At 36.3% G+C, this 21525-nt stretch carries 28 protein-coding genes; 23 read left to right on the top strand and 5 right to left on the bottom strand.

Features of this window, described 5'->3' with window-relative positions; all coding sequences use genetic code 11:
• Nucleotides 1-26 precede the first annotated feature (26 nt).
• On the bottom strand, nucleotides 27-275 hold the full coding sequence (locus tag R4Z10_RS15140; RefSeq protein ID WP_338470130.1) for a ferredoxin: 249 nt from the start codon (nucleotides 273-275) through the stop codon (nucleotides 27-29).
• Nucleotides 276-568: 293 nt separating this feature from the next.
• On the opposite strand from R4Z10_RS15140, the gene R4Z10_RS15135 reads away from it, so the two are divergent.
• The 5 genes from R4Z10_RS15135 (at nucleotide 569) to R4Z10_RS15115 (ending at nucleotide 4975) form a co-directional block, all read left to right on the top strand.
• Nucleotides 569-1603, top strand: coding sequence for a helix-turn-helix domain-containing protein (locus R4Z10_RS15135; RefSeq protein WP_338470129.1), 1035 nt, complete (start codon nucleotides 569-571; stop codon nucleotides 1601-1603).
• A 2-nt stretch (nucleotides 1604-1605) separates the two neighbouring features.
• Complete coding sequence (locus tag R4Z10_RS15130) at nucleotides 1606-3090, top strand: RecQ family ATP-dependent DNA helicase (protein WP_338470128.1); 1485 nt, start codon at nucleotides 1606-1608, stop codon at nucleotides 3088-3090.
• Between the two features lie 33 nt (nucleotides 3091-3123).
• A complete protein-coding gene (locus tag R4Z10_RS15125; RefSeq protein ID WP_338470127.1) occupies nucleotides 3124-3738 on the top strand; it encodes a CPBP family intramembrane glutamic endopeptidase in 615 nt (204 codons plus the stop codon).
• Nucleotides 3735-4406, top strand: coding sequence for a LysM peptidoglycan-binding domain-containing protein (locus tag R4Z10_RS15120; protein ID WP_338470126.1), 672 nt, complete (start codon nucleotides 3735-3737; stop codon nucleotides 4404-4406). Before R4Z10_RS15125 ends, R4Z10_RS15120 begins: the two co-directional genes overlap by 4 nt.
• A gap of 110 nt (nucleotides 4407-4516) precedes the next feature.
• Complete coding sequence (locus R4Z10_RS15115) at nucleotides 4517-4975, top strand: YpbF family protein (RefSeq protein WP_338470125.1); 459 nt, start codon at nucleotides 4517-4519, stop codon at nucleotides 4973-4975.
• A gap of 42 nt (nucleotides 4976-5017) precedes the next feature.
• Here R4Z10_RS15115 and cotJC read toward each other — a convergent pair whose 3' ends face one another.
• The 3 genes from cotJC to R4Z10_RS15100 are packed head-to-tail and all read right to left on the bottom strand — an operon-like array spanning nucleotide 5018 to nucleotide 6134.
• Nucleotides 5018-5587, bottom strand: a complete 570-nt coding sequence (gene cotJC, locus R4Z10_RS15110) for a spore coat protein CotJC (RefSeq protein WP_338470124.1) — start codon at nucleotides 5585-5587, stop codon at nucleotides 5018-5020.
• Between the two features lie 60 nt (nucleotides 5588-5647).
• The gene (locus tag R4Z10_RS15105; RefSeq protein ID WP_338470123.1) at nucleotides 5648-5908 is read right to left on the bottom strand and encodes a spore coat protein CotJB; all 261 of its coding nucleotides are present in this window, start codon (nucleotides 5906-5908) and stop codon (nucleotides 5648-5650) included.
• Nucleotide 5909: 1 nt separating this feature from the next.
• Complete coding sequence (locus tag R4Z10_RS15100) at nucleotides 5910-6134, bottom strand: spore coat associated protein CotJA (protein WP_338470122.1); 225 nt, start codon at nucleotides 6132-6134, stop codon at nucleotides 5910-5912.
• A 147-nt stretch (nucleotides 6135-6281) separates the two neighbouring features.
• Between R4Z10_RS15100 and R4Z10_RS15095 the strand changes: the two genes are divergently transcribed.
• The 15 genes from R4Z10_RS15095 to fni all read left to right on the top strand — a co-directional run bounded on the left by R4Z10_RS15095 (nucleotide 6282) and on the right by fni (nucleotide 19465).
• Nucleotides 6282-7055, top strand: a complete 774-nt coding sequence (locus R4Z10_RS15095; protein ID WP_338470121.1) for a metallophosphoesterase — start codon at nucleotides 6282-6284, stop codon at nucleotides 7053-7055.
• 103 nt (nucleotides 7056-7158) lie between these two features.
• The gene (locus R4Z10_RS15090; protein WP_338470120.1) at nucleotides 7159-7734 is read left to right on the top strand and encodes a genetic competence negative regulator; all 576 of its coding nucleotides are present in this window, start codon (nucleotides 7159-7161) and stop codon (nucleotides 7732-7734) included.
• A gap of 191 nt (nucleotides 7735-7925) precedes the next feature.
• A complete protein-coding gene (locus R4Z10_RS15085) occupies nucleotides 7926-9203 on the top strand; it encodes a Glu/Leu/Phe/Val dehydrogenase (RefSeq protein WP_338470119.1) in 1278 nt (425 codons plus the stop codon).
• 101 nt (nucleotides 9204-9304) lie between these two features.
• The gene (locus R4Z10_RS15080; RefSeq protein WP_338470118.1) at nucleotides 9305-10267 is read left to right on the top strand and encodes a YpdA family putative bacillithiol disulfide reductase; all 963 of its coding nucleotides are present in this window, start codon (nucleotides 9305-9307) and stop codon (nucleotides 10265-10267) included.
• Between the two features lie 12 nt (nucleotides 10268-10279).
• Nucleotides 10280-11245 carry an asparaginase gene (locus R4Z10_RS15075; RefSeq protein WP_338470117.1) on the top strand — a complete coding sequence of 322 codons (966 nt, stop codon included), beginning with the start codon at nucleotides 10280-10282 and terminating at the stop codon, nucleotides 11243-11245.
• Between the two features lie 98 nt (nucleotides 11246-11343).
• Nucleotides 11344-12021, top strand: coding sequence for a glutamic-type intramembrane protease PrsW (gene prsW / locus R4Z10_RS15070; RefSeq protein WP_338470116.1), 678 nt, complete (start codon nucleotides 11344-11346; stop codon nucleotides 12019-12021).
• Between the two features lie 117 nt (nucleotides 12022-12138).
• A complete protein-coding gene (gene sleB / locus R4Z10_RS15065) occupies nucleotides 12139-13014 on the top strand; it encodes a spore cortex-lytic enzyme (RefSeq protein ID WP_338470115.1) in 876 nt (291 codons plus the stop codon).
• A 14-nt stretch (nucleotides 13015-13028) separates the two neighbouring features.
• Nucleotides 13029-14381: a germination protein YpeB gene (gene ypeB, locus R4Z10_RS15060; protein ID WP_338470114.1), complete on the top strand. Its 1353-nt coding sequence runs from the start codon at nucleotides 13029-13031 to the stop codon at nucleotides 14379-14381.
• Nucleotides 14382-14515: 134 nt separating this feature from the next.
• Nucleotides 14516-14734: a flagellar brake protein gene (locus tag R4Z10_RS15055; RefSeq protein WP_338470113.1), complete on the top strand. Its 219-nt coding sequence runs from the start codon at nucleotides 14516-14518 to the stop codon at nucleotides 14732-14734.
• The gene (locus tag R4Z10_RS15050) at nucleotides 14713-15183 is read left to right on the top strand and encodes a PilZ domain-containing protein (protein WP_338470112.1); all 471 of its coding nucleotides are present in this window, start codon (nucleotides 14713-14715) and stop codon (nucleotides 15181-15183) included. Before R4Z10_RS15055 ends, R4Z10_RS15050 begins: the two co-directional genes overlap by 22 nt.
• A 54-nt stretch (nucleotides 15184-15237) precedes the next feature.
• On the top strand, nucleotides 15238-15465 hold the full coding sequence (locus R4Z10_RS15045; protein WP_338470111.1) for a YpfB family protein: 228 nt from the start codon (nucleotides 15238-15240) through the stop codon (nucleotides 15463-15465).
• 182 nt (nucleotides 15466-15647) lie between these two features.
• Nucleotides 15648-16319, top strand: coding sequence for a (d)CMP kinase (cmk, locus tag R4Z10_RS15040; RefSeq protein WP_338470110.1), 672 nt, complete (start codon nucleotides 15648-15650; stop codon nucleotides 16317-16319).
• Nucleotides 16320-16325: 6 nt separating this feature from the next.
• The gene (locus tag R4Z10_RS15035; RefSeq protein ID WP_338470109.1) at nucleotides 16326-16907 is read left to right on the top strand and encodes a lysophospholipid acyltransferase family protein; all 582 of its coding nucleotides are present in this window, start codon (nucleotides 16326-16328) and stop codon (nucleotides 16905-16907) included.
• 326 nt (nucleotides 16908-17233) lie between these two features.
• A complete protein-coding gene (gene rpsA / locus R4Z10_RS15030) occupies nucleotides 17234-18373 on the top strand; it encodes a 30S ribosomal protein S1 (RefSeq protein WP_338470108.1) in 1140 nt (379 codons plus the stop codon).
• Nucleotides 18374-18385: 12 nt separating this feature from the next.
• The gene (fni, locus tag R4Z10_RS15025; protein ID WP_338470107.1) at nucleotides 18386-19465 is read left to right on the top strand and encodes a type 2 isopentenyl-diphosphate Delta-isomerase; all 1080 of its coding nucleotides are present in this window, start codon (nucleotides 18386-18388) and stop codon (nucleotides 19463-19465) included.
• 13 nt (nucleotides 19466-19478) lie between these two features.
• Here the strand turns inward: fni and R4Z10_RS15020 are convergent, their stop codons facing one another.
• Entirely contained in the window at nucleotides 19479-19616 is a 138-nt protein-coding gene (locus R4Z10_RS15020) for a YpzI family protein (RefSeq protein WP_338470106.1), read from the bottom strand.
• A 142-nt stretch (nucleotides 19617-19758) separates the two neighbouring features.
• On the opposite strand from R4Z10_RS15020, the gene R4Z10_RS15015 reads away from it, so the two are divergent.
• The 3 genes from R4Z10_RS15015 to R4Z10_RS15005 are packed head-to-tail and all read left to right on the top strand — an operon-like array spanning nucleotide 19759 to nucleotide 21442.
• The gene (locus tag R4Z10_RS15015) at nucleotides 19759-20367 is read left to right on the top strand and encodes a hypothetical protein (protein ID WP_338470105.1); all 609 of its coding nucleotides are present in this window, start codon (nucleotides 19759-19761) and stop codon (nucleotides 20365-20367) included.
• Nucleotides 20364-21260: a YIEGIA family protein gene (locus tag R4Z10_RS15010; RefSeq protein WP_338470104.1), complete on the top strand. Its 897-nt coding sequence runs from the start codon at nucleotides 20364-20366 to the stop codon at nucleotides 21258-21260. Before R4Z10_RS15015 ends, R4Z10_RS15010 begins: the two co-directional genes overlap by 4 nt.
• Nucleotides 21257-21442 carry a hypothetical protein gene (locus R4Z10_RS15005; protein WP_338470103.1) on the top strand — a complete coding sequence of 62 codons (186 nt, stop codon included), beginning with the start codon at nucleotides 21257-21259 and terminating at the stop codon, nucleotides 21440-21442. Before R4Z10_RS15010 ends, R4Z10_RS15005 begins: the two co-directional genes overlap by 4 nt.
• Nucleotides 21443-21525: the final 83 nt, after the last annotated feature.

Raw genomic sequence — 21525 nt, 5'->3', positions numbered from 1 at the left:
AGCCAGCCCCCCTTTAACTACTGATACTATTCAAACTTTAAAGCGTCCCCATCAAATGACTCATCTGCTACTTTAATGGAGTCAGTTGGACAACCTTCAAAAGCATCCATCATGTCGTCGATTAAAACATCAGGAATCTCAACTGTACCTTGATTCTCATCAAGTGTAACGAAAGCGATACCGTCATCATCATAATCATAAATATCTGGAGCTGCTGCGCCACAAGCGCCACATGCGATGCAAGTTTCTTTGTCTACGATTGTATATTTTGCCATTGAAAAAACCTCCTGAGTAATATAATTTTTTATTTTATCGTTTGTACGATGATTTAACGATAAACTCATTTCTTATCCTCTATTTTAAATCGGGTTGAGTAACTTTTCAATAGAAAAAATATTTTGAATAGCTTTTTTAAAGTTATTCAGGGTTAAAGCTGAAAAAATCAATATGAAAACCCTTTCATTACAATGTTTCATGGTATGATTGAAGTAGGGTTTATGCGTATACTATTTTTGAAATAATATATTAGAATGGTTCGGTGAGCATAATGGAATTGTCATTTTTACAAATGATCATTTTATATAGTTTACAAAAACTGAATGGAGAACGCACCATATACTCGATTTTCCATTTGTTACATGGAAAACAATCCTCACAAACGATTCAAGATGCATTCTTGTATCGTTTAACACCTTTATTTAATACTTATCCCTTTTTAAGTAGACAGGAATTAGAAGAAATGCTCTCTTTCTTTAAAACAAACGAATGGGTCAGAGCAATTTCCGATAATGATCATTATTGTCTTACGGAAGAAGGCGAGTGCATTCTTGCTGGGTTAATTACCGAAAAACCAATTCCACGTTATTTAGATGGCATGAATGTGCAAAAGCAGAGCCTCCTTTTTTGGGAAAGGCTGTCTCTATTAGTTCAAGTCATTTCCTATTTACAAAAACGTGATTCAAAGTATATCCCGATTCAAAAAAATCAAGAAACCATTCACTGGATACGAATGTTTTTAAAACAAAACCGTTATAATCGGAAAACATTAGGTATGAACTTACACTCTGAATTAGTGTCCTGTTTAGAGAAAGAACGGTCGATTAACCCTAATTTAATAGTTGTTCGTTTAAGCGGATATCATTCTATTGGTTTGACCATAGAGCAAGCTGCTCAAAAGTTTAATCTAGAGACGACACATTTTTATTATGAATTTCTGAATATCCTCCACTTTATGGTTACAGAAGTTCAACAAAAAGCTGAAAAATTTCCGATTTTACATACATTAATTGAACCAACGAAAAGCAGGGTTCTTACCCAGTCTGCCGAAAAAACAATGGAGTTATTACAACAAGGGTATTCACTACTAGAAATTATTGACATTCGGCAATTAAAAAAAGGTACGATTGAAGATCATATAGTCGAACTAGCCTTAAAAATCAATGACTTTTCAATTGAACCGTATGTAACAGTAGAAAAACAAGAAAAAATTAAAAGGGCAGCTAGTCAGTCGATGTCAAAGCAACTTAAAGTTATTCTCAATATGGTTGAGGACGTTACTTACTTTCAGATTAGATTGGTGCTGGCTAAATATGGAGACGGGTGATCATGTTAGAAAGCGATTTAAAACAGTATTTTAATTATGAACAATTTCGACCAGGACAAAAGGAAGTGATTACTTCCGTTCTAGAAGGCAATCATACGATTGCAATGCTGCCGACTGGAACAGGCAAATCACTTTGCTATCAACTTTCAGGGTATAAGCTTACAGGCCAGGTTATTATTGTTTCTCCATTATTATCTTTAATGCAGGATCAAGTTGAACAAATGAAAATGAATGGGGAAAAAAGTGTTGTCGCAGTCAACTCTTTTTTAGCTGGATCCGATCGGAAAAAAGCGCTGCTAAATTTAAACCAATATAAATTTATTTTTATTTCACCAGAATCACTGGCCAATCCACTTCTCATGGATAGGCTGAAAATGTTAAAAAAAATCTCACTATTTGTCATTGATGAGGCGCACTGTATTTCACAATGGGGATATGATTTTAGACCTGATTATATGAAACTTGGAGAAGTTAGGGAAAAACTAGGTTTTCCGCTTACATTAGCTTTAACTGCAACAGCGACAAAGGATGTTATTGAGGATATAATCCAATCACTAAGGTTGGACAATTGTCAGCAAATTGTGTTCTCGGTTGATCGCCCAAATATTGCAATGTCGGTGTTACGAATTGAAAATCATCAAGATAAGTGGAACGTTTTATATAAACATGTTGCCAAATTAAAGGGACCCGGAATCATTTATTTTTCAAGTAAAAAGATGGCTGAACAGGCTGTTACATATTTAAGAGGAAAAGGTGTGAATAACATTGCTGCTTATCATGGAGGTATGGATCAGGAATCCCGCATTTTAATTCAACAGCAGTTTCTCATGAATCAACTTGAAATTATATGTGCAACAAGTGCATTTGGAATGGGCGTGAACAAAGAAAATATTCGTTTTGTTATTCATTATCATATGCCAGGACAAGTCGAATCCTATCTGCAGGAGATTGGGCGGGCAGGCCGTGATGGAAAGCCGAGTGTTGCGGTTTTATTATACTCACCTGGTGATGAACAACTTGCTTATCAATTGGCTTTATCAGAAATACCGTCCATACAACAGTTGGATTGGTTACTCAATATGGTTCATCAATCCGAGGATGTATGGAGTCATGATTTGGAAGCATGGCAGAAAATGGGGGGATTTACAGATACAAGTTGGAGATTTGTATCTAATATTCTGTTGGATCGTGACCAAACCAAATCGGACATTCTGACAAATCTTCTAGATTATAAAAATATCGTTGAATCAAGAAGAAAATTGAAAGAAGAAAAAACAGCAGTTATGACGAAACTTGTCAGATCAGACGGCTGTAGAAGAAGTCAGATCCTCCAGTACTTTAAGGAAGATACGGTAGGAAAAGACCTTAAATCATGCTGTGATAGGTGTGGGTTTGAGATGAAATTATTTTATCGTGGGAATATAGAAGAAAAGAATGAAGTCGAATTTAGTTGGAAACAGAGACTCACTGATATATTATTAAATTAAAAGATACCGAATATATCATAAGTGAGTGAAACAATGAAAAAAAAGTACAGTGAATTAATGTTAGAAGTAACTGATAAGGAATTGCTCAAATCTTTATATTTAACACAGCTATTCTTGTTAATCCTCTCTCTTATCCTAGGATTCTTTTTATTTGATGATGTTAGAGAATTTGCCGCATTATTTAAATGGGATATAAACCAAATTTTCTTATGGGGCGGTAGTGCTGGAGTAGCGGTATTTTTATTAGATTATTTGTTAATGAAATTACTTCCATCCCATTACTATGATGACGGTGGATTGAATGAACGAATTTTTCAAACCCGTCCAGTTGTTGAAATTGCGATGATCTCTGGTATCGTTTCAATAGCCGAAGAAATTTTATTCCGTGGAGTAATTCAAACGCATGTTGGTCTTATTTTATCAAGTCTTATTTTTGCGTTCGTTCACTTTCGTTATTTATTTAATAAGTTTCTATTTATAAATGTCATTGGGTTAAGTTTTCTAATTGGATTTATTTATGATCGGACTGAGAATCTATTGGTTACGATTTTAATGCATTTTATGATTGATTTTTTATTAGGTTGTTTGATTAAATACAACTTTATTCAGTCTAAGAAACAAAATGAACAGGAAGGGATCATTGAATGAGTAAAGAGCGCCCCTACAGAGAACAAGCTGAGAAGTTAAGGCAAAAATTAGAGAAAACTACCTTTGAAGAGGGGCAAATGGTTGAAAGAGAAGAATTACCTCCAAGAAGCCGTGTGCACCAACAAAAAAGGGAAAAAAATAAATGGAAGCTAAAGTATCCGGTCATTCGTTTATTAGTGTTATTTTTTATTTTATTACCAATTACGATATTTAGTATTTATTCTTCCTTGTTAAAAGAACCAATGAGTAGCGTAAGAAAAACGATAGGGGAGTCGTCAGAGGGCTTCGAAGTAATTGATATTGAAAAGTCAGTGCCAAAAGAAAAAAGTGAGAAAGAGATAAATCCAGAGCCAGAACCAGAAACTTCAACAGAGGGAGAACAGGATGTTGTGGAAGATTCAGTTGATAGAAGGAGGGACCCCAATGATTTGATTTCCTCTGGAGAGAACTCTAACCCTTCTATTTCTGTCGATTCAATCGTGAGTGAAACGAAGTCTCAATCCAATCAATCGATTTACCATACCGTTCAGCCGGGTGAAACGATTTATCGAATTTCGATGAAATATTATCAATCAAAAGCAGGCATAGATACGATTAAAAGGGCCAATGGATTAAGTAGTAATGAAATTAAAGTGGGGCAGGTTTTGACCATCCCATTATCAAAGTAAATCGGCATGTGTGGTGCCGATTTTTTTGCCGTATTAGATCATTTCTTAAAAAGAACCGTCATACATTTACGGACAAGTTCATAAATTGGTGATAGAAGGGAGGGAATGAGTTGGAATCACCGATTATGATGCTTGATGAAAGAACGGATCAGGCTACAAGAAAAATGTTACAAAAGGTAGTTGAGAGAAAACAGAAATTTGATAAATTAACCTTTTGGCATTTAATGATTATGTGGGGAACAATCATTATTGCATTTGGCTATTTTATAGTTTTGTATTATACGCTATTTAAGCCGTATTCATATTCCTTTGCGACCGTTTTTTCGGTTTATGTAAATAATTCGAACCATCTCTTTATGTTAATGATCGTCCTTGGCCTATTTGGTCTAATGAATGTTTTTCGGCAAAAACGGGATAAGGCTGAAAAGGAATTCCACTTATTGCGTTGTGAAATTATCGATAAAAGTAAGGATTTGTGGAGTAATAAGGACGAATGGAAAAATCGGCATCTTGTGTTTGAGATGATGAAGAAAAATTATGATATTAATTTATACCATGAAAACAAATAAGAGTATCAAAAGACTCTTATTTGTTTTCAATAAAAGATTTTGTTAGAAAAATTTCTTCTTCCCTCTTTCTTCTTTCAAAATTTCAACGGCTTCGCGGAATCGGAGGGAATGGACAATTTCTCTTTCTCTTAAAAATCGAAGGCTATCATTAATATCAGGATCATCGCTTATATTAATCAACCATTGATAAGTAGCTCTTGCTTTTTCTTCTGCAGCGATATCCTCGTAAAGATCTGCAATCGGATCGCCTTTTGCTTGAATGTAGGTCGCAGTCCAAGGATTACCCGCTGCATTATGATAAAATAGAGCGGAATCATGATCTGCATAGTGATCCCCAAGACCGGCTGCCTTGAGTTGTTCAGGGGTTGCATCCTTTGTTAATTTATAGACCATTGTCGCAATCATTTCTAGATGGGCAAATTCTTCTGTACCAATATCGGTTAATAGTCCAACTACTTTATCAGGAATGGTATAGCGTTGATTTAAATAACGGAGGGCTGCGGCTAATTCTCCATCTGCACCACCGTATTGTTCAATTAAGTATTTCGCGAGTGTTGGATTACACTGGCTGACTTTAACGGGGTACTGCAACTTCTTCTCATAAATCCACATTAGATTACCTCCTAACATTCTACAAGTCCATTTGTTAAAATCCTAATCGGATAAGTCGACCTATACTTGCCATGGCCACGGTGCGTCATCCCAGTTCCATGGATAACCCGAATAACTGTTTCCAAATTGTTGCAGTGGACCAAATTTACTTTCCATTGCCTTTTTTATTTTTTTTCGTTCCGAAGCGAATTGGTTAAATTGTTTAATCGCTTCCGCATCGTCATTATGGGTATCTAAATATAAGGTCAGTTCGACAAGGACAAAATCAACTGCTTGAAGTTGTTCGAGTAATTGATAGTATTCAGGAGGCATCTTTTTCATGTTAATCCCTCCCTTTAGCTTTTTCATATGGGCTGTAATAGGGATCGTAAAGAGCCTTCCAAAGGGTTCCGGCTTTTAAAGCCTCCAAAGGTGCGAACTGTTCTAAATTTGGTGGTTGAAATCCCATGTATAAATGGGGAGGAGTAGAATAACTTTTTGTTTTGATAGGCTTACAAGGATCGAATGGACTGCTATATGGGTGCCAAACTTTATTTCTTGTATTCATCTAATAACCTCCTTTATTTCATCCTTTAAATCATATGATAGGTAAATTTATTCTATGTTACATTTTTATGGTAAAATATAGGTCTCTTCATGCGAGAAATCCTATGTTAAGGACTATGAGTTATTATTTAGGGGGCACTTGTAAAAAATGATGGTTTGGATATTAATACTTAGTTTAATCACTCTCCTTAGTTTATTTATTTATATGTATAGAGAAGCCTTTGGCAACAGAGTTGTATATCATACATTGGAATTTTCAGCTTTTCCAGAGAGCTTTCGTACAGTTAAATTATTTTTTATTTCCGATATCCATCGTCGAACGGTTTCTGACAGTATTATTGATGAGGTAAAAGGAAATGTAGATGTCGTCATTGTTGGCGGAGATCTACTGGAAAAAGGTGTACCATTAGAACGTGTCAAAAACAATATTATGAAATTAAAAACATTAGGGCCGGTTTTATTTGTATGGGGGAACAATGATTATGAAGGAGATGTTCCGGTACTGGATGCAATGCTATTATCTTTAGATGTGAAAGTACTAGTGAATGATTCGATTTTATTTCAATCCGAAGAAGGGGAGCGGTTATACTTTATCGGATTAGATGAGGTTAGTAAAGATAGACATAATCTGGAATTGGCAATGGAAGAAGTTGAGCTTGATAGCTTTAAAATATTAGTCTGTCATAATCCTGAAATTAGAAGGGAAATCGAACCAAAGTATGGAATTAACTTATTGTTGTCAGGACACACACATGGAGGGCAGATCCGTCTGTTTGGGTATGGACCTTATGAGAAAGGAAGTTTGAAGAAGATAGATGAATTAACGGTTTTAATAAGTAACGGATATGGTACAACAGGTATTCCATTTAGATTGGGTGCAAAGGCTGAAACACATCTTATCACGATTAAGCATGAAACCTGACCAAAATTGGGTATACACATACAACTAGGATGAGACGACTCACAAATATAGCTTTATTACATAAACTAAATTAAGAGTTTGTTCACAGTAGGGGGCATCCAATATGCGCTTAGAACGATTAAATTACAATAAGATTAAAATATTCCTGACCCTCGATGATTTATTTGACAGAGGGTTGACGAAAGAAGATATTTGGAAAGATTCATTGAAATGGCATCAACTTTTTCATGATATGCTTGAAGAAGCTAGCGAACAGTTTAAAGTGGATATCCATGGTTCTGTCGCTGTTGAAATATTCTCTATGCAAGCACAGGGGATGGTGATGATCGTTACAGTTGAAGAGAGTGAAGAAGATATTTTTAACGATCAGTTTATCGATATGCAAGTGACATTAGAAGGCAATGTGGAGATTTTATTTGAAATTGCAGATTTTGAAGATGTGATTGGGTTAGCCAAGAGGTTAGGAGCCACGGGGTTTTCAGGTGGAACCATTTACTATATGAACAATGCTTATTATTTTCTAATTGATAATGTTTGTGAAGATATTCAAACAACCATTACGGCGATTATGGCTGAGTATGGAAACCCGTCTTTTATCAGTGTTCATATTCTAGAAGAGTATGGTAAAACAATTGTAAAGGACAAAGCTGTAAACGAAATGATGACTTACTTTCAATAATAGCGGATATGCGACTCTCCTTGATTATGAAGAAACTAATAATCGAGGGGAGTTTCAAAGTGTTTACATAGTGCTTTATAAATATTTTAACTATTCTAATTAGAAAATCATTTGTCTTGCATATTATCAACAAAAGTGTATACTAACTCTAAAGAATCATCTATCAGCAACGATTTTAGGAGGAAATATGCATGACCGCCGATCACAGTCAGGTAACGAACACGGCAGAGGAAAAACTTGATGTTTTAAAGTCAACCCAAACCGTTATTCATAAGGCTTTGGAAAAATTAGGATATCCAGAAGAAGTATATGAACTGTTGAAGGAACCGATTCGGATGTTGACTGTCAAAATCCCGATTCGCATGGATGATGGGTCAACGAAAATCTTTACAGGTTTTCGGGCGCAGCATAATGATGCAGTTGGTCCTACTAAAGGAGGCATTCGGTTTCATCCGGAAGTAACTGAAAATGAAGTTAAAGCACTCTCCATTTGGATGAGTTTAAAATGTGGAATAGTTGATTTGCCATATGGTGGTGGGAAAGGTGGAATTGTCTGTGATCCGCGTGATATGTCTTTTCGAGAACTCGAACGTTTGAGTCGTGGTTATGTAAGAGCAATTAGTCAAATTGTTGGACCGGCGAAAGATATACCTGCTCCAGATATTTTTACGAATTCACAAATAATGGCTTGGATGATGGATGAGTACAGCCGGATCGATGAGTTTAATTCTCCAGGATTTATTACAGGAAAACCGCTTGTGTTAGGCGGTTCACATGGACGAGAGTCCGCTGCAGCAAAAGGTGTAATCATATGTATAAATGAGGCTGCAAAGAAAAAAGGTATAGATATAAAAGGTGCAAGAGTCATCGTTCAGGGGTTCGGAAATGCTGGAAGTTTCCTAACGGAGTTTTTGCACGATGCAGGGGCGATTGTTGTCGGAATTTCGGATGCGTACGGTGCTCTTTATAATCCGGATGGTCTTGATGTAGAGTATTTACTAGATAGAAGAGATAGTTTTGGAACGGTTACCAAATTATTTAACCATACGATCACTAATCAGGAATTGCTAGAAAAAGAGTGTGATATTCTTGTTCCTGCAGCCATTGAAAATCAGATTACGGAAGAAAACGCTCCACATATCCATGCGAAAATTATTGTAGAAGCTGCTAATGGTCCGACAAACCTTGAGGCAACACAAATCTTAACGGATCGAGGTATTTTACTTGTTCCAGATGTGTTAGCATCAGCTGGTGGAGTAACCGTATCCTATTTTGAATGGGTGCAAAATAATCAAGGATATTATTGGACGGAAGAAGAGGTAAACGATAGATTGGAAACAGTTATTGTGAAAGCATTTAACCAAATTTACGAGATGGCACAAATTCGTAAAGTTGATATGCGCTTAGCAGCCTATATGGTAGGCGTACGCAAAATGGCTGAAGCATCAAGATTCAGAGGTTGGGTCTAATTATTCTTATATTGAAAGTTTTAAACAAAGCTTCTATCATAATAGGATAGAAGTTTTTTGTTTTTTACTAAAAATAGTACGTAATTTTGAGGTGAACATCATTGAAACAGGAAGAAGTTATCATTGTCGGTGGAGGTCCATGTGGGTTGGCCGCAGCAATTGCACTACAAGACATTGGGATTAAACCACTTGTCATTGAAAAAGGTAATATTGTAAATGCGATCTATCATTATCCAACCCATCAAACATTTTTCAGTTCTAGTGATAAACTGGAAATTGGTGATGTGGCGTTTATAACAGAAACAAGAAAAGCAAATCGAAGCCAAGCACTTGCCTACTATAGAGAAGTCGTAAAGCGGAAAGATTTACGTATCAATGCGTTCGAAAAGGTTCTTTATGTTCAAAAAGAGGATTCTCGTTTTATTGTAACAACGGATAAAGAAAAATATATCGCAAATAATGTTGTTATTGCAACAGGTTACTACGATCAACCTAATTTAATTGGAGTACCAGGTGAAGATTTGCCAAAAGTATTTCATTATTTTAAAGAGGCCCACCCTTATTTTGATAAAGATGTAGTGGTTATTGGTTTAAAGAACTCAGGGGTAGATGCAACCCTTGAATTAGTTAAGGCAGGGGCAAGGGTAACGGTTTTATATCGCGGTAATGAATACTCTCCTAAAATTAAACCATGGATACTTCCAGAATTTGAAGGACATGTCCGTAATGAACGCATTAAGATGGAATGGAAGTCAGTCGTTAAGGAAATAACAGAAAACACTGTAGTTTACGTGAAGGATGGAGAACAGTATACGATAAAGAACGATTTTGTTTTTGCTATGACAGGTTATCATCCTGACAAAGATTTCTTGAGAAAAATTGGTGTAAAAATAGACGATTTAACAGGTAGACCGGTTTATAATGATGAAACAATGGAAACAAATGTGGAGGGAGTTTATATAGCTGGTGTTATTGCTGCTGGGAATGAGGCCAATGAGATTTTTGTTGAAAATGGCCGCTTTCATGGCGAAAAAATAGCCCTTTCAATCGATAATAGAAATTAAAGGATGAATAAGTTGAAAAAAACAGTTGCATTAATTACAACAGGTGGAACCATTGCTAGTAAAGAAATATCAAAGGGACTTTTAGCTTCAGGGGCTCTTACGGGGAATGAGTTGGCAGAGTTATGTCAACTGCCTGATGATATTGAAGTAAGAGTTATCGATGTGATGCAAAAGCCGAGTATGCATATTGACTTTGATGAAATGCTAAAAGTTCGTAAAGCAATTCTCTCACAACTAGAAGATCCTTCCATTTGTGGTATTGTCGTGACCCATGGAACCGATACATTAGAAGAAACGGCCTACTTCCTAGATTTAACGATTGATGATTCAAGACCAATCGTAGTGACCGGATCACAGCGTTCTCCACAGGATGTTGGGACGGATGTTTACTCAAATATGAGAAATTCAATTTATGTAGCAGTAACAGACATTTTAAAAGGTGTTGGCGTAGTAGTTGTTTTTAATGAAAGAATTTATTCTGCAAAATATGTGAAAAAAGTACACGCTTCCAATTTACAGGGCTTTGAGTCCTTTGGATATGGCTATTTAGGAATCATTGATAATGACATCGTCAGTATTTACCAAAAGCCCGTTAGGAAGGAATCATATCTTATTAAAAGATCCATCCCAAGAGTGGATATTGTTAAATGTTATAGCGGTGGTGATGGAATTTTTATAGATGCCGCTGTCACTGCTGGTGCAAAAGGACTTGTGTTAGAAGGAGTTGGAAGAGGACAAGTCCCTCCTTATATGATGGATTCAATAAAAAGTGCTATTAATAAAGGAGTTATCACAGTTGTAACAACAAGTGCGGAAGAAGGCAAAGTGTACCCTTCCTATGGGTACCTCGGCAGTGCTCATGATTTACAGAAAAGTGGCGTCCTGCTAGGGGAGGACTATGATAGTAAAAAGGCAAGGATCAAATTAGCTGTATTATTAGCCTCTGATCAAAAAATAACACAAAGTGAGTTCGCGTAAAAATATTAGCCCCCTGTTGTTCACTAGTAAAATTAGCCGTTTTCTTTACGTATGTAACATGTTAGGATGAAAGAAAAAGTTTGAAAAGAGGACGGCAAATGCTGGGAATTCTGTCAGCCGGAATCGCACCTGGTTTGGCCTTGCTATGTTATTTTTATTTGAAGGATCAGTTTGGTGTAGAACCGATTGCATTAGTAATTAGAACTTTTTTCTTTGGAGCGCTAATTGTTTTTCCGATTATGTTTATTCAATATGTTTTAGAGACAGAGAATATTTTACGCACAAATATGGGGGATGCTTTTTTCTCAACAGGTTTGCTCGAGGAATTTTTTAAATGGTTTATTGTATATTATATAGCTTATTTGCACTTTCACTTTGATGAGCCCTATGACGGCATCGTGTATGGTTCATCTGTTTCTCTTGGGTTTGCAACAACAGAGAATATATTATACTTGATTGGTAATGGATTGGAATTTGCAATCGGACGTGCATTACTACCGGTATCAAGCCACGCCATGTTTGGGGTAATTATGGGCTATTATTTAGGCAAAGCAAAATTTTCTTCACAATCAAAAGGAAAATGGCTTTTTCTATCACTGTTTGTCCCATTTTTATTACATGGGATTTACGATTACATTTTATATTTGCATACAACGTGGATTTATTTTATGTTGCCCTTTATGATTTTCCTTTGGTGGTTAGGCTTACGTAAAGTGAAAAAGGCTCACATATTAAGTGTTAAATACTCCAAAAATGTTAAAACCCTTCATTTATAAAGTGAAGGGTTTTATTTTGCTTTTAAGAAGAGGTAAAAAAATTACTTGTATAAATGAACCAGTTGTTACAAAAAATACGATTAATGTGAAAATGATTTATAACTGGGGGTAGTTAACATGAAAAGAAAAGTTTTTTTTACGGCACTAATCATCATTTTCTCGATTTGTTTCAGTTTCTATCCAGATAGAGAAAAGGTAGATGCCTTTACGGACCAAATCATTCAACAAGGTGCGGTAGGTGATGACGTTATAGAACTTCAATCTCGTCTACAATATTTAGGTTTTTACAATGGAAAAATTGACGGAGTATTTGGATGGAGAACATATTGGGCATTAAGGAATTTCCAGTATGAGTTTGGCATGAAAGTAGATGGTTTAGCAGGAGCAGAGACGAAAGAAAAGCTTGTTAAAGCGTCAAAATATAATGAGAAGCATGTGAAACAAAACATCAATAAGGGGAAAAAATTTACGCATTATGGTGGGACAGACTTAAATAAGCAAGCACCGCCAAAGAAACAATCACCAGCAAAGCAAGAACAACCGGCAAGACAGCAACAGACACCAGCCCAACAGCAACCGGCAAGGCAGCAACAAACAACGCCTAAAGGACCAACAGCCACAAATGTACCAAATGGTTTCTCACAAAATGATATTCAACTAATGGCAAACGCGGTACATGGTGAGGCACGGGGTGAACCTTATATTGGTCAAGTTGCTGTTGCAGCTGTTATTTTAAATCGAGTGCAGAGTTCAACATTTCCTAATACAGTTTCAGGTGTTATCTTTGAACCTAGAGCTTTTACAGCGGTTGCCGATGGTCAAATCTGGTTGACCCCTAATGAAACTGCTAAAAAAGCGGTTCTGGATGCCATAAATGGCTGGGATCCAACAGGTGAAGCGCTTTACTATTTTAACCCTGATACAGCAACAAGTGGTTGGATATGGACTAGACCACAAATTAAAAAAATCGGTAAACATATATTCTGTAAATAGAGAGGTGAGGTACATTGTTTAGAGGAATTTTAATTGCAGGTTTATCATTAGCGGTAGCTGGTACAACTATATGGGGGTATCAGGAACACCGAGAAAAAAATGCGGTCTTAATCAATGCGGAAAATAACTACCAAAGGGCGTTTCATGAGTTAACTTATCAAATTGATTTATTACATGATAAGATCGGAACAACACTCGCGATGAATTCTCGCCAATCCCTCTCACCGACTCTAGCAGAGGTATGGAGGATAACTTCACAAGCTCATAGTGATGTTGGGCAACTGCCGTTAACTCTTCTCCCGTTTAATAAAACAGAAGAGTTCTTAGCTCAAGTAGGAGATTTCAGTTATCGGGCAGCTGTTCGTGATTTAGACAAAGATCCGTTGACTGAAGAAGAGTATGCTACATTAAAACAATTATATGGACGAGCAGAAGAAATCCAGGATGAACTTAGAAAGGTTCAGCATGTCGCCATGGAGAATAACTTAAGATGGATGGATGTTGAGTTGGCTTTAGTATCGGGTAAACAGCAAGGAGATAATGCAATCATCGATGGATTTAAAACAGTTGAAAAGACGGTGGAAGGTTATGATGAAACAGATTTAGGCGTTGCATTTGTCGACATGAAGGTAAATGATAATAGCTATGATCATTTAAAAGGCAAGACTATTACGAAAAATGAAGCGGTCAAGGTTGCCAAGAAATTTATTGGTTTAAGTAATGATACACAAGTTCAAATTACAGAAAACGCCAAAGGCTCCGACTATGGCTTTTACAGTATTTCCTTTGAAGACAAAAAGACGAATCAAATTTCGAATATGGATATTACCAAAAAAGGCGGCCATCCACTTTGGTACATGCTCTCTAGAGATGTTAAGAGCCAGGAAATCAGTTTGAATGATGCTGCAAATCGTGCGGTTCAATTTCTAAAAGATCATGGTTTTAAGGACCTTGAAGTATTTGAAAGTGCTCAATATGATAATTTAGGTGTATTTACAATCATAAAATCTCTAGATGGTGTCAGAGTCTATCCTAAGTCACTTAAAGTAAAGGTCGCATTAGACAATGGTCAAATTGTTGGTTTTTCGAACGAAGATTATTTAAAATCAGTTACCTCTGATACAGAAGTTGCAAAACCATCTATCACTGTGGCAGAGGCAAGAGAGAAAATCAATCCGCAAGTTGAAGTGATGGAGGAACGTCAAGCTGTTATTATTAATGATTTAAATGAAGCTGTTCTATGCTATGAATTTATGGGAACACTTGATAAAGACACTTATCGTATCTTTATTAATGCTGAAACCGGTCAGGAAGAAAAAGTCGAAAAAATGAAAAATGCAGAGCCAATTTATGAAGATTTAGTATAAAACAAATGTCTGTGTGATGATCTGTCACACAGACATTTTTAATCTCTTAAGATCATCTGAAACTATTGCCCATTTAATCTTTTATGTGCATAATTTAAGTAATTACCTAAAGGAAATTAAAGGAATGTGGTCATATGTTAACGATTGGAGACACTCTAATTTTAGAACCTAGAGATAATGAGCATTCGGAAAAATATAAATGTCGCTTAGTAGAAAAAAGTGATGGGATTATTTATATTGATTATCCTATAAATATGAAAACGAATCAAACGACGTTTCTTGTAGATGGGACTCAATTGAAAGTTTTTTTGTTTTTGGCAATTCAGCTTTTATGTTTAATACTGAGGTTTTAGGAAGAGTACTACAAGGAATCCCGATGATAAAATTAAGGTATCCCGGGGACTCTTTTGTCATTAAGATACAAAGACGTCAATATGTACGAGTCCCAGCGGTAGTTGATGTTGCAATACACCCGGTACAAGATGAATTTTTACCATTTACAACAATAACAGAAGATATAAGTGCTGGAGGTTCATTACTTTTACTGGATCAACAAGCACATCCAGTCCAACAAGGAGCGGATGTAGTAGCTGTTTTTATTTTGCCTTTTCAAGATGGAGAATACCATTATTTGAAACTAAGAAGTAAAATTATTAGGAGGATCAATGAGGATGAAACTGGAAGGTCTTTATTTTCTTTGCAATTCTTGAATGTTACATCTATTGAAAGACAAACCTTACTCCGTTTTACCTTTGATCGACAATTGGCTATGAAGAAAAAAGGAATTGATTATAACGAATAATAATAACCTTAATCCCTCATAATAGGAATAAAATAACAGATGATGGGGGATAAAATGAAGTTTATTGAAAGATTGTTAGTGAAGATGATCACGATTCAACTCGTTTTACTAATCTTAACCCAACTCTTTTTTCATGAGTGGAATTCTTTTCCAGAATTACAACAACTCACCCATTATGAAGGAGTAACTGAAAATAATATCACAGAAGTATTAGAAACATTTAACTCAATTCAGCAGAATTTCTCCACATCTATAAGTGGGGATGAAAGTAAACCTAATTAACGGTGGCTTCACTTTATCAATAAATAAAGGCAGGGAATTCTCTCTGTCTTTATTTATTCTTGAAATAGGCGATAATAAACTTATTCCTTTTAACAATTGATAAGGGCTTCTACACTAATCTTATGATAAAATAAATTAAACAATTAAATTTTAAGATTTTTACCGAACATTCAGGAGGAAACATGGACAAAAAGATATCTATTGCCATTGATGGGCCTGCGGCAGCTGGTAAGAGTACAGTAGCAAAGTTAGTGGCTGAAAAACTTAAATATATTTATATTGATACAGGAGCCATGTATCGAGCATTAACCTATAAAGCGTTGAATCAAGGGATTAGTCTTGAACATGAACCGGCTTTACATACACTATTATCAGATACGAAAATTGAATTAGTGCCCGAGAACGGAAAGCAGTTTGTTTATTTAGACGGTAATGATGTGACCGAACAAATTCGATCTTCAAAAGTAACAAATTCGGTTTCTATTGTATCTCGACATCCGTTAGTCAGGGAGGAAATGGTAAAACGTCAACAACTTTTAGCCTCAGGCGGAGGAGTTGTCATGGATGGCCGTGATATCGGTACTTTTGTTTTACCGAATGCAGAAGTGAAAGTGTTTTTAATCGCTTCTGTTGAGGAGCGAGCCAATCGTAGACATGCAGAAAATCTACAAAAAGGATACTCATCTGATCTAGAGAAATTAAAAGAGGAGATTGCATTGCGTGATAAGCTAGATTCCGAGAGGGAAGTTGCTCCGCTAAAAAAAGCAGAAGATGCCACTCTAATTAATTCAACAACACTTTCGATCAATCAAGTAGCAGAGCGAATTCTGGAATTAGTAAAAGAAAGGATTTGATCGTAAGTGAATTTATATCCTTTAGGAAGAGCCATTTGTAGTGGGTTACTATATCCAATCTATAATTATCAGATTATTGGTAGGGAAAACTTTCCGAAAGATGGGGGTGTATTGCTATGTTCCAATCATATTAGTAATTTAGATCCCCCTACAGTTGGGATTGCAGCTCCTAGACCCGTTCATTTTATGGCAAAGGAGGAGTTGTTTTCTGCTCCCGTAATTGGAAAAATTCTTCCCCATATTAATGCTTTTCCTGTGAAACGAGGAATGAGTGACAGGGAGGCATTAAGAACGGGGCTAAAGGTGCTAAAAGAAGGACAAGTATTGGGATTGTTTCCAGAAGGGACGAGAAGTAAGACGGGTGAATTGGGGAAAGGGTTAGCTGGAGCAGGTTTTTTTGCTTTACGTTCTAAAGCTTCGATTGTACCTTGTGCAGTCATCGGGTCATATAAGCCTTTTCAAAGAATTAAAATCGTATTTGGTAAGCCAATTGATTTTACAGAACACCGTAATAACAAAGTATCTGCTGAAGAAGCAACTGCTATTATTATGAATGAAATTCAGCAATTAATCGGAATTTATAAATAGCATCTTACTTGACAAAATGAGCTATTTATAAGAAGTTATTAAAAAGGAGTATCTTTCTTAAAATTCTATTAAAGATTTATTAGAGCTTCATTTTTAATGAAAAATTCGTCATTTAACTTCATTCAGCAATAGTCTCACGCTCCTAATTTTAAAGCTATAAAAGAAAGAATTGATCTGATTCAGTTGGGGTACAAACCTCAGCTGGATGAAGTTGGCCTCCGGCGGACGCCTCGGATTTTTCTATCGAGCGAGCTCGATAAATCCGGCGCAAATTCGGTAGGCGAATTTGATTTTGAAGTAAGTTTGTGGATTAAGGAGGAATACATATGTCAGAGGAAATGGGCCAAGTAGAAGTTAGAAATTTTGAGGTAGGCGATCGCGTTACAGGCGTTGTATCTAAGGTTGAAGAGAAGCAAGTAGTTGTTGAAGTTGCTGAAAGTAAACTAGATGGTATTATTCCAATCAGCGAATTATCAAGTCTTCATATTGAAAAGGCCAGTGATGCTGTGTCTGTTGGTGATGAACTAGACCTTCAAGTTTTAAAAGTTGAGGAAGAGGCGTTAATTCTATCTAAGCGAAAGGTAGATGCTGAAAAGGCTTGGGATCAACTTGTTGTTAAATTTGAAAATAATGAAACATTTGAAGCTGAAATTAAAGATGTTGTAAAGGGCGGGCTTGTTGTAGATTTAGGCGTTCGTGGATTTGTACCAGCATCTTTAGTTGAATCTCATTTTGTTGAAGATTTTTCAGATTATAAAGGAAAAACCTTAACATTCAAAATTGTTGAACTAGATAAAGAAAAGAACCGTATTATTTTATCCCATAAAGCAGTACAGGAAGAAGAAAAAGTAAAACAAAAGCAAGAGTTACTTTCTTCTTTACAATCAGGTCAAGTGATTGAAGGAACGGTACAAAGACTAACCGATTTTGGAGCATTTGTTGATATAGGCGGTATGGATGGACTTGTTCACATTTCCCAATTATCCCATCAGCATATCGAAAAAGCTTCTGATGTAGTTGAAGAAGGACAAAAGGTTCAAGTAAAGGTTTTAAGTGTTGACGTAGATAATGAAAGAATTTCATTATCAATTAAAGAAACACTGCCAGGACCATGGGAAAATATTGCTCAAAAAGCACCAAAAGGCTCTATTTTAGATGGAACTGTTAAGCGAATTGTATCTTATGGTGCATTTGTAGAGGTTTTTCCAGGAGTAGAAGGACTTGTTCATATTTCACAAATCTCTCACAAACATATTGGTACACCACATGAAGTGTTAGGCGAAGGAGACCATATTAAAGTGAAGGTTCTTGATGTTAGCGAATCTGAACAACGACTTTCTCTAAGCATTAAGGAATTAGAAGAAAATGTAGCAACAGAAGTGACTGATTACGAATTGCCAGAAGAAACGAAAGGCTTCTCCCTTGGTGATGTAATTGGGGATCAACTTAAGAATTTGAAAAAATAATGGTGATATAAATTGTCTAGATCAAAAAGAAAATGGGATCATATCCAACATGCACTATCAACAGGTCAGGAGCGATCAACTGGTTTAGATGATGTGATGTTCATACACCAAAGCATACCCAATATGGGTGTGAACGATATTTCATTAGATACAAAGATTGGCGGACTTTCTTTAAGTTCGCCAATTTTTATCAATGCGATGACTGGTGGCGGTGGGAAAAGAACAACAAAGATAAATCAGGAGCTAGCAATTGTATCAAAAGAATTGGATTTAGCCATTGCTGTTGGTTCGCAAATGTCTGCTATCCGAAACCCTATAGAGGCAGAAACATACCGAATAGTAAGGAAAGAAAATCGGAACGGAATCATTATGGGGAATCTTGGCAGTGAAGCAAGTCTTGACGATGCCAAACGGGCCATTGACATGATTGAGGCAAACCTTCTCCAAATCCATTTAAATGTGATCCAAGAGCTTACAATGCCAGAAGGAGATCGCGATTTTGCGGATGCTTTGTTACGCATCGAGAAAATTGTGAATGGATTAGATGTACCTGTTATCGTAAAAGAAGTTGGATTCGGCATGAATCGTGAAACAGTCAAGGAACTTGCTTCCATTGGAGTAAAAATGGTCGATATCGGCGGATATGGTGGGACTAATTTTGCGAAGATTGAGAACAAACGACGCGAACGGTTTTTAAGTTTCTTTAATCAATGGGGGATTTCTACAGCTGCCTCACTAATAGAAGCAAAAAATAGCGGATGTGAGATGGAAGTGGTGGCCTCTGGTGGGCTTCAAACAAGTTTAGATGTAGCAAAAACGTTGTCATTAGGGGCTAACTTATCTGGTATTTCAGGACATTTCTTAAAAGTGCTTATTAAAGAAGGGATCGAAAGCTTAATAAGTGAAATCGCTCTAATGCATGAAGAATTAATCATGATTATGACAGCATTAGGTGTCCAAAATATCGCAGAACTACAACGATCTTCTCTCGTCATAAGTGGGAATACCCATCATTGGTTAAATGAACGAAATATTGATACAAAACAGTATAGTTTGAGAAAAGGTGCGAGACACCATCCAGAAAATGGATGATGCCTCGCACCTTTTATTTTCCGTCATTTAACTTTCTGGCTTCTTCAGGACTTTGTAGTTTCGTTGCACCGGGATAGTGTAAGGCTTGGTCTCTGTCGGACTCTACTCTTCTTGATTGTTTAAGTTTCTTTTCTTGGCGATCATTTCCCATCTTATCACCTCCACTTTAATAACATGCAACATCCATATTAGATTATACCCGTAAACGTACAAGATTTTGGTTATCAACTTGCTGCGCGATTAAATTACATAAAATGTAGTCATACTGGTAAAGATAGGAGGTATATGGGGAAATGAATGGTTTGTTATTTTATTGGATTTTTTGGATGGGGTGGGTCATTACTACATTTTTTTATTCTAAGAACCATCATGACCGTTTAATTCTATCTGCTTGGATATTAGTTTCTATTATGCTGTCTACTTCTTCAGTTCTAGTGGGATCTCTAGAGATAAGTGGCTCAGGTTTATTTATGTTGCTAACCACCTACCTAACCATTTCGCGTTTAGACTTAAAACCTTTATTATATGTTTTATTTTCTGTTTTTATTTTAATGTTAGTTACGGCCTGTTTCCATTTATACGAATTATTTGACCCTGTATGGTTAATGATGAAGAGAGAATGGTTATTAGCTATTATTCTAACTTGTACAACGCTGCTACTCATTCAAGATAAAAGATTGAGAATGATTGCAGTTACAATGGGATCAATCCATGGAGAAATCTTATATAGTTTGCTTGTAGCAAAGTATTCATTCTCATATCCTGTAGCTACATTATATTCACTTGACCCTTATGCTTTGTCAATATCATTTTTAGTTGGATGGAATGGATTAGAACTAGTAGCTAGTTATTTTGACAAGCAGGTCGATTCTATAGAAAAGGAGAAACAAAAACTATCATGAATGAATACACTTTACCCGTCGCATTCGGGGTAGCAATCGGAACATTGTCTAGAGTATATATGTTGAAAACCGATTATCGTCAATATCCAACTTATTTGCATGGGAAAATCATCCACATTGCCTTAGGCTTTATCGCTGCAGGTCTAGGAACACTGGCTGTTCCGTCTTTAATGGAGGAGGATTTTACAGCAATTACCTTCTTAACCGTTGCAGCTTCTCAATTTAGAGAAGTGAGAAACATGGAGCGAAATACGCTGACAGAGTTAGACGGCTATGAGTTGGTGCCGCGTGGAAAAACGTATATTGAAGGAATTGCGGTTGTTTTTGAAAGCAGGAATTATTTAGTAATCTTTACATCTTTAATTACGACACTTTTTTATTTAATATTTAACTTTTGGGTAGCGGTAGTTGCTGTAATTGTTTGTATGTTGATTTCAAAGAAGTTAATGACTGGCGGAAAGTTAAGAGAAATTGTGGATATTAAATATGTTGAACCTCATTTTGATGGACCTGGATTACATGTAGATAATATATATATTATGAATATTGGAATACCGGACCGTCGTGAAGAAATCCTTCGCTATGGAATGGGCTTTGTTTTAACACCGAAAAACTTCGATGCTCGCTCGACAATTGCTAATCTCGGACAACGACAAGCAATTCTGCATGATGTATCAACAGCATTAGGTATTTATCGTGATTCCGGTACTCCTGCCCTAGCGCCGCTTGCTAAAAGAGATTTAGAAGATGGAAGGGTAGCTGTTTTTATTCTGCCTCAAGATCGTGATAAACAAAAAGCGATCGAAACGATCGGAGCGGTTCCAACTTTGGAAAATGCGATACGAATGCCAAAAGAGAGAAAAGTTAAGTCGGAAGGAAGTATTGAAGAATGAATCTCGGGAAATTTATTTTAGCTGCAATTACGACAAATCCGAATCGCGTTCCAAGTGGAACAACGGTTTTTGTTTGTGACGATAAAGAACAAATGGACTACTATGCCACCAATTTAGAAGCAATATTGGATGGAATTGCCCATGCCATTACAGATGAAGTCTATATTATCGTGAAACATTGATATTGGAGTATACTTTTGATAAACTAGTATAGTTAAGCCCTTCTTAGTACAGAAGGGTTTTCTGGCATGTAATGATCCACCAT

It is taken from the genome of Niallia sp. XMNu-256, assembly GCF_036670015.1.
Lineage (GTDB): Bacteria > Bacillota > Bacilli > Bacillales > Cytobacillaceae > Bacillus_BD.
This window is presented reverse-complemented; position numbering and strand designations above follow the sequence as displayed.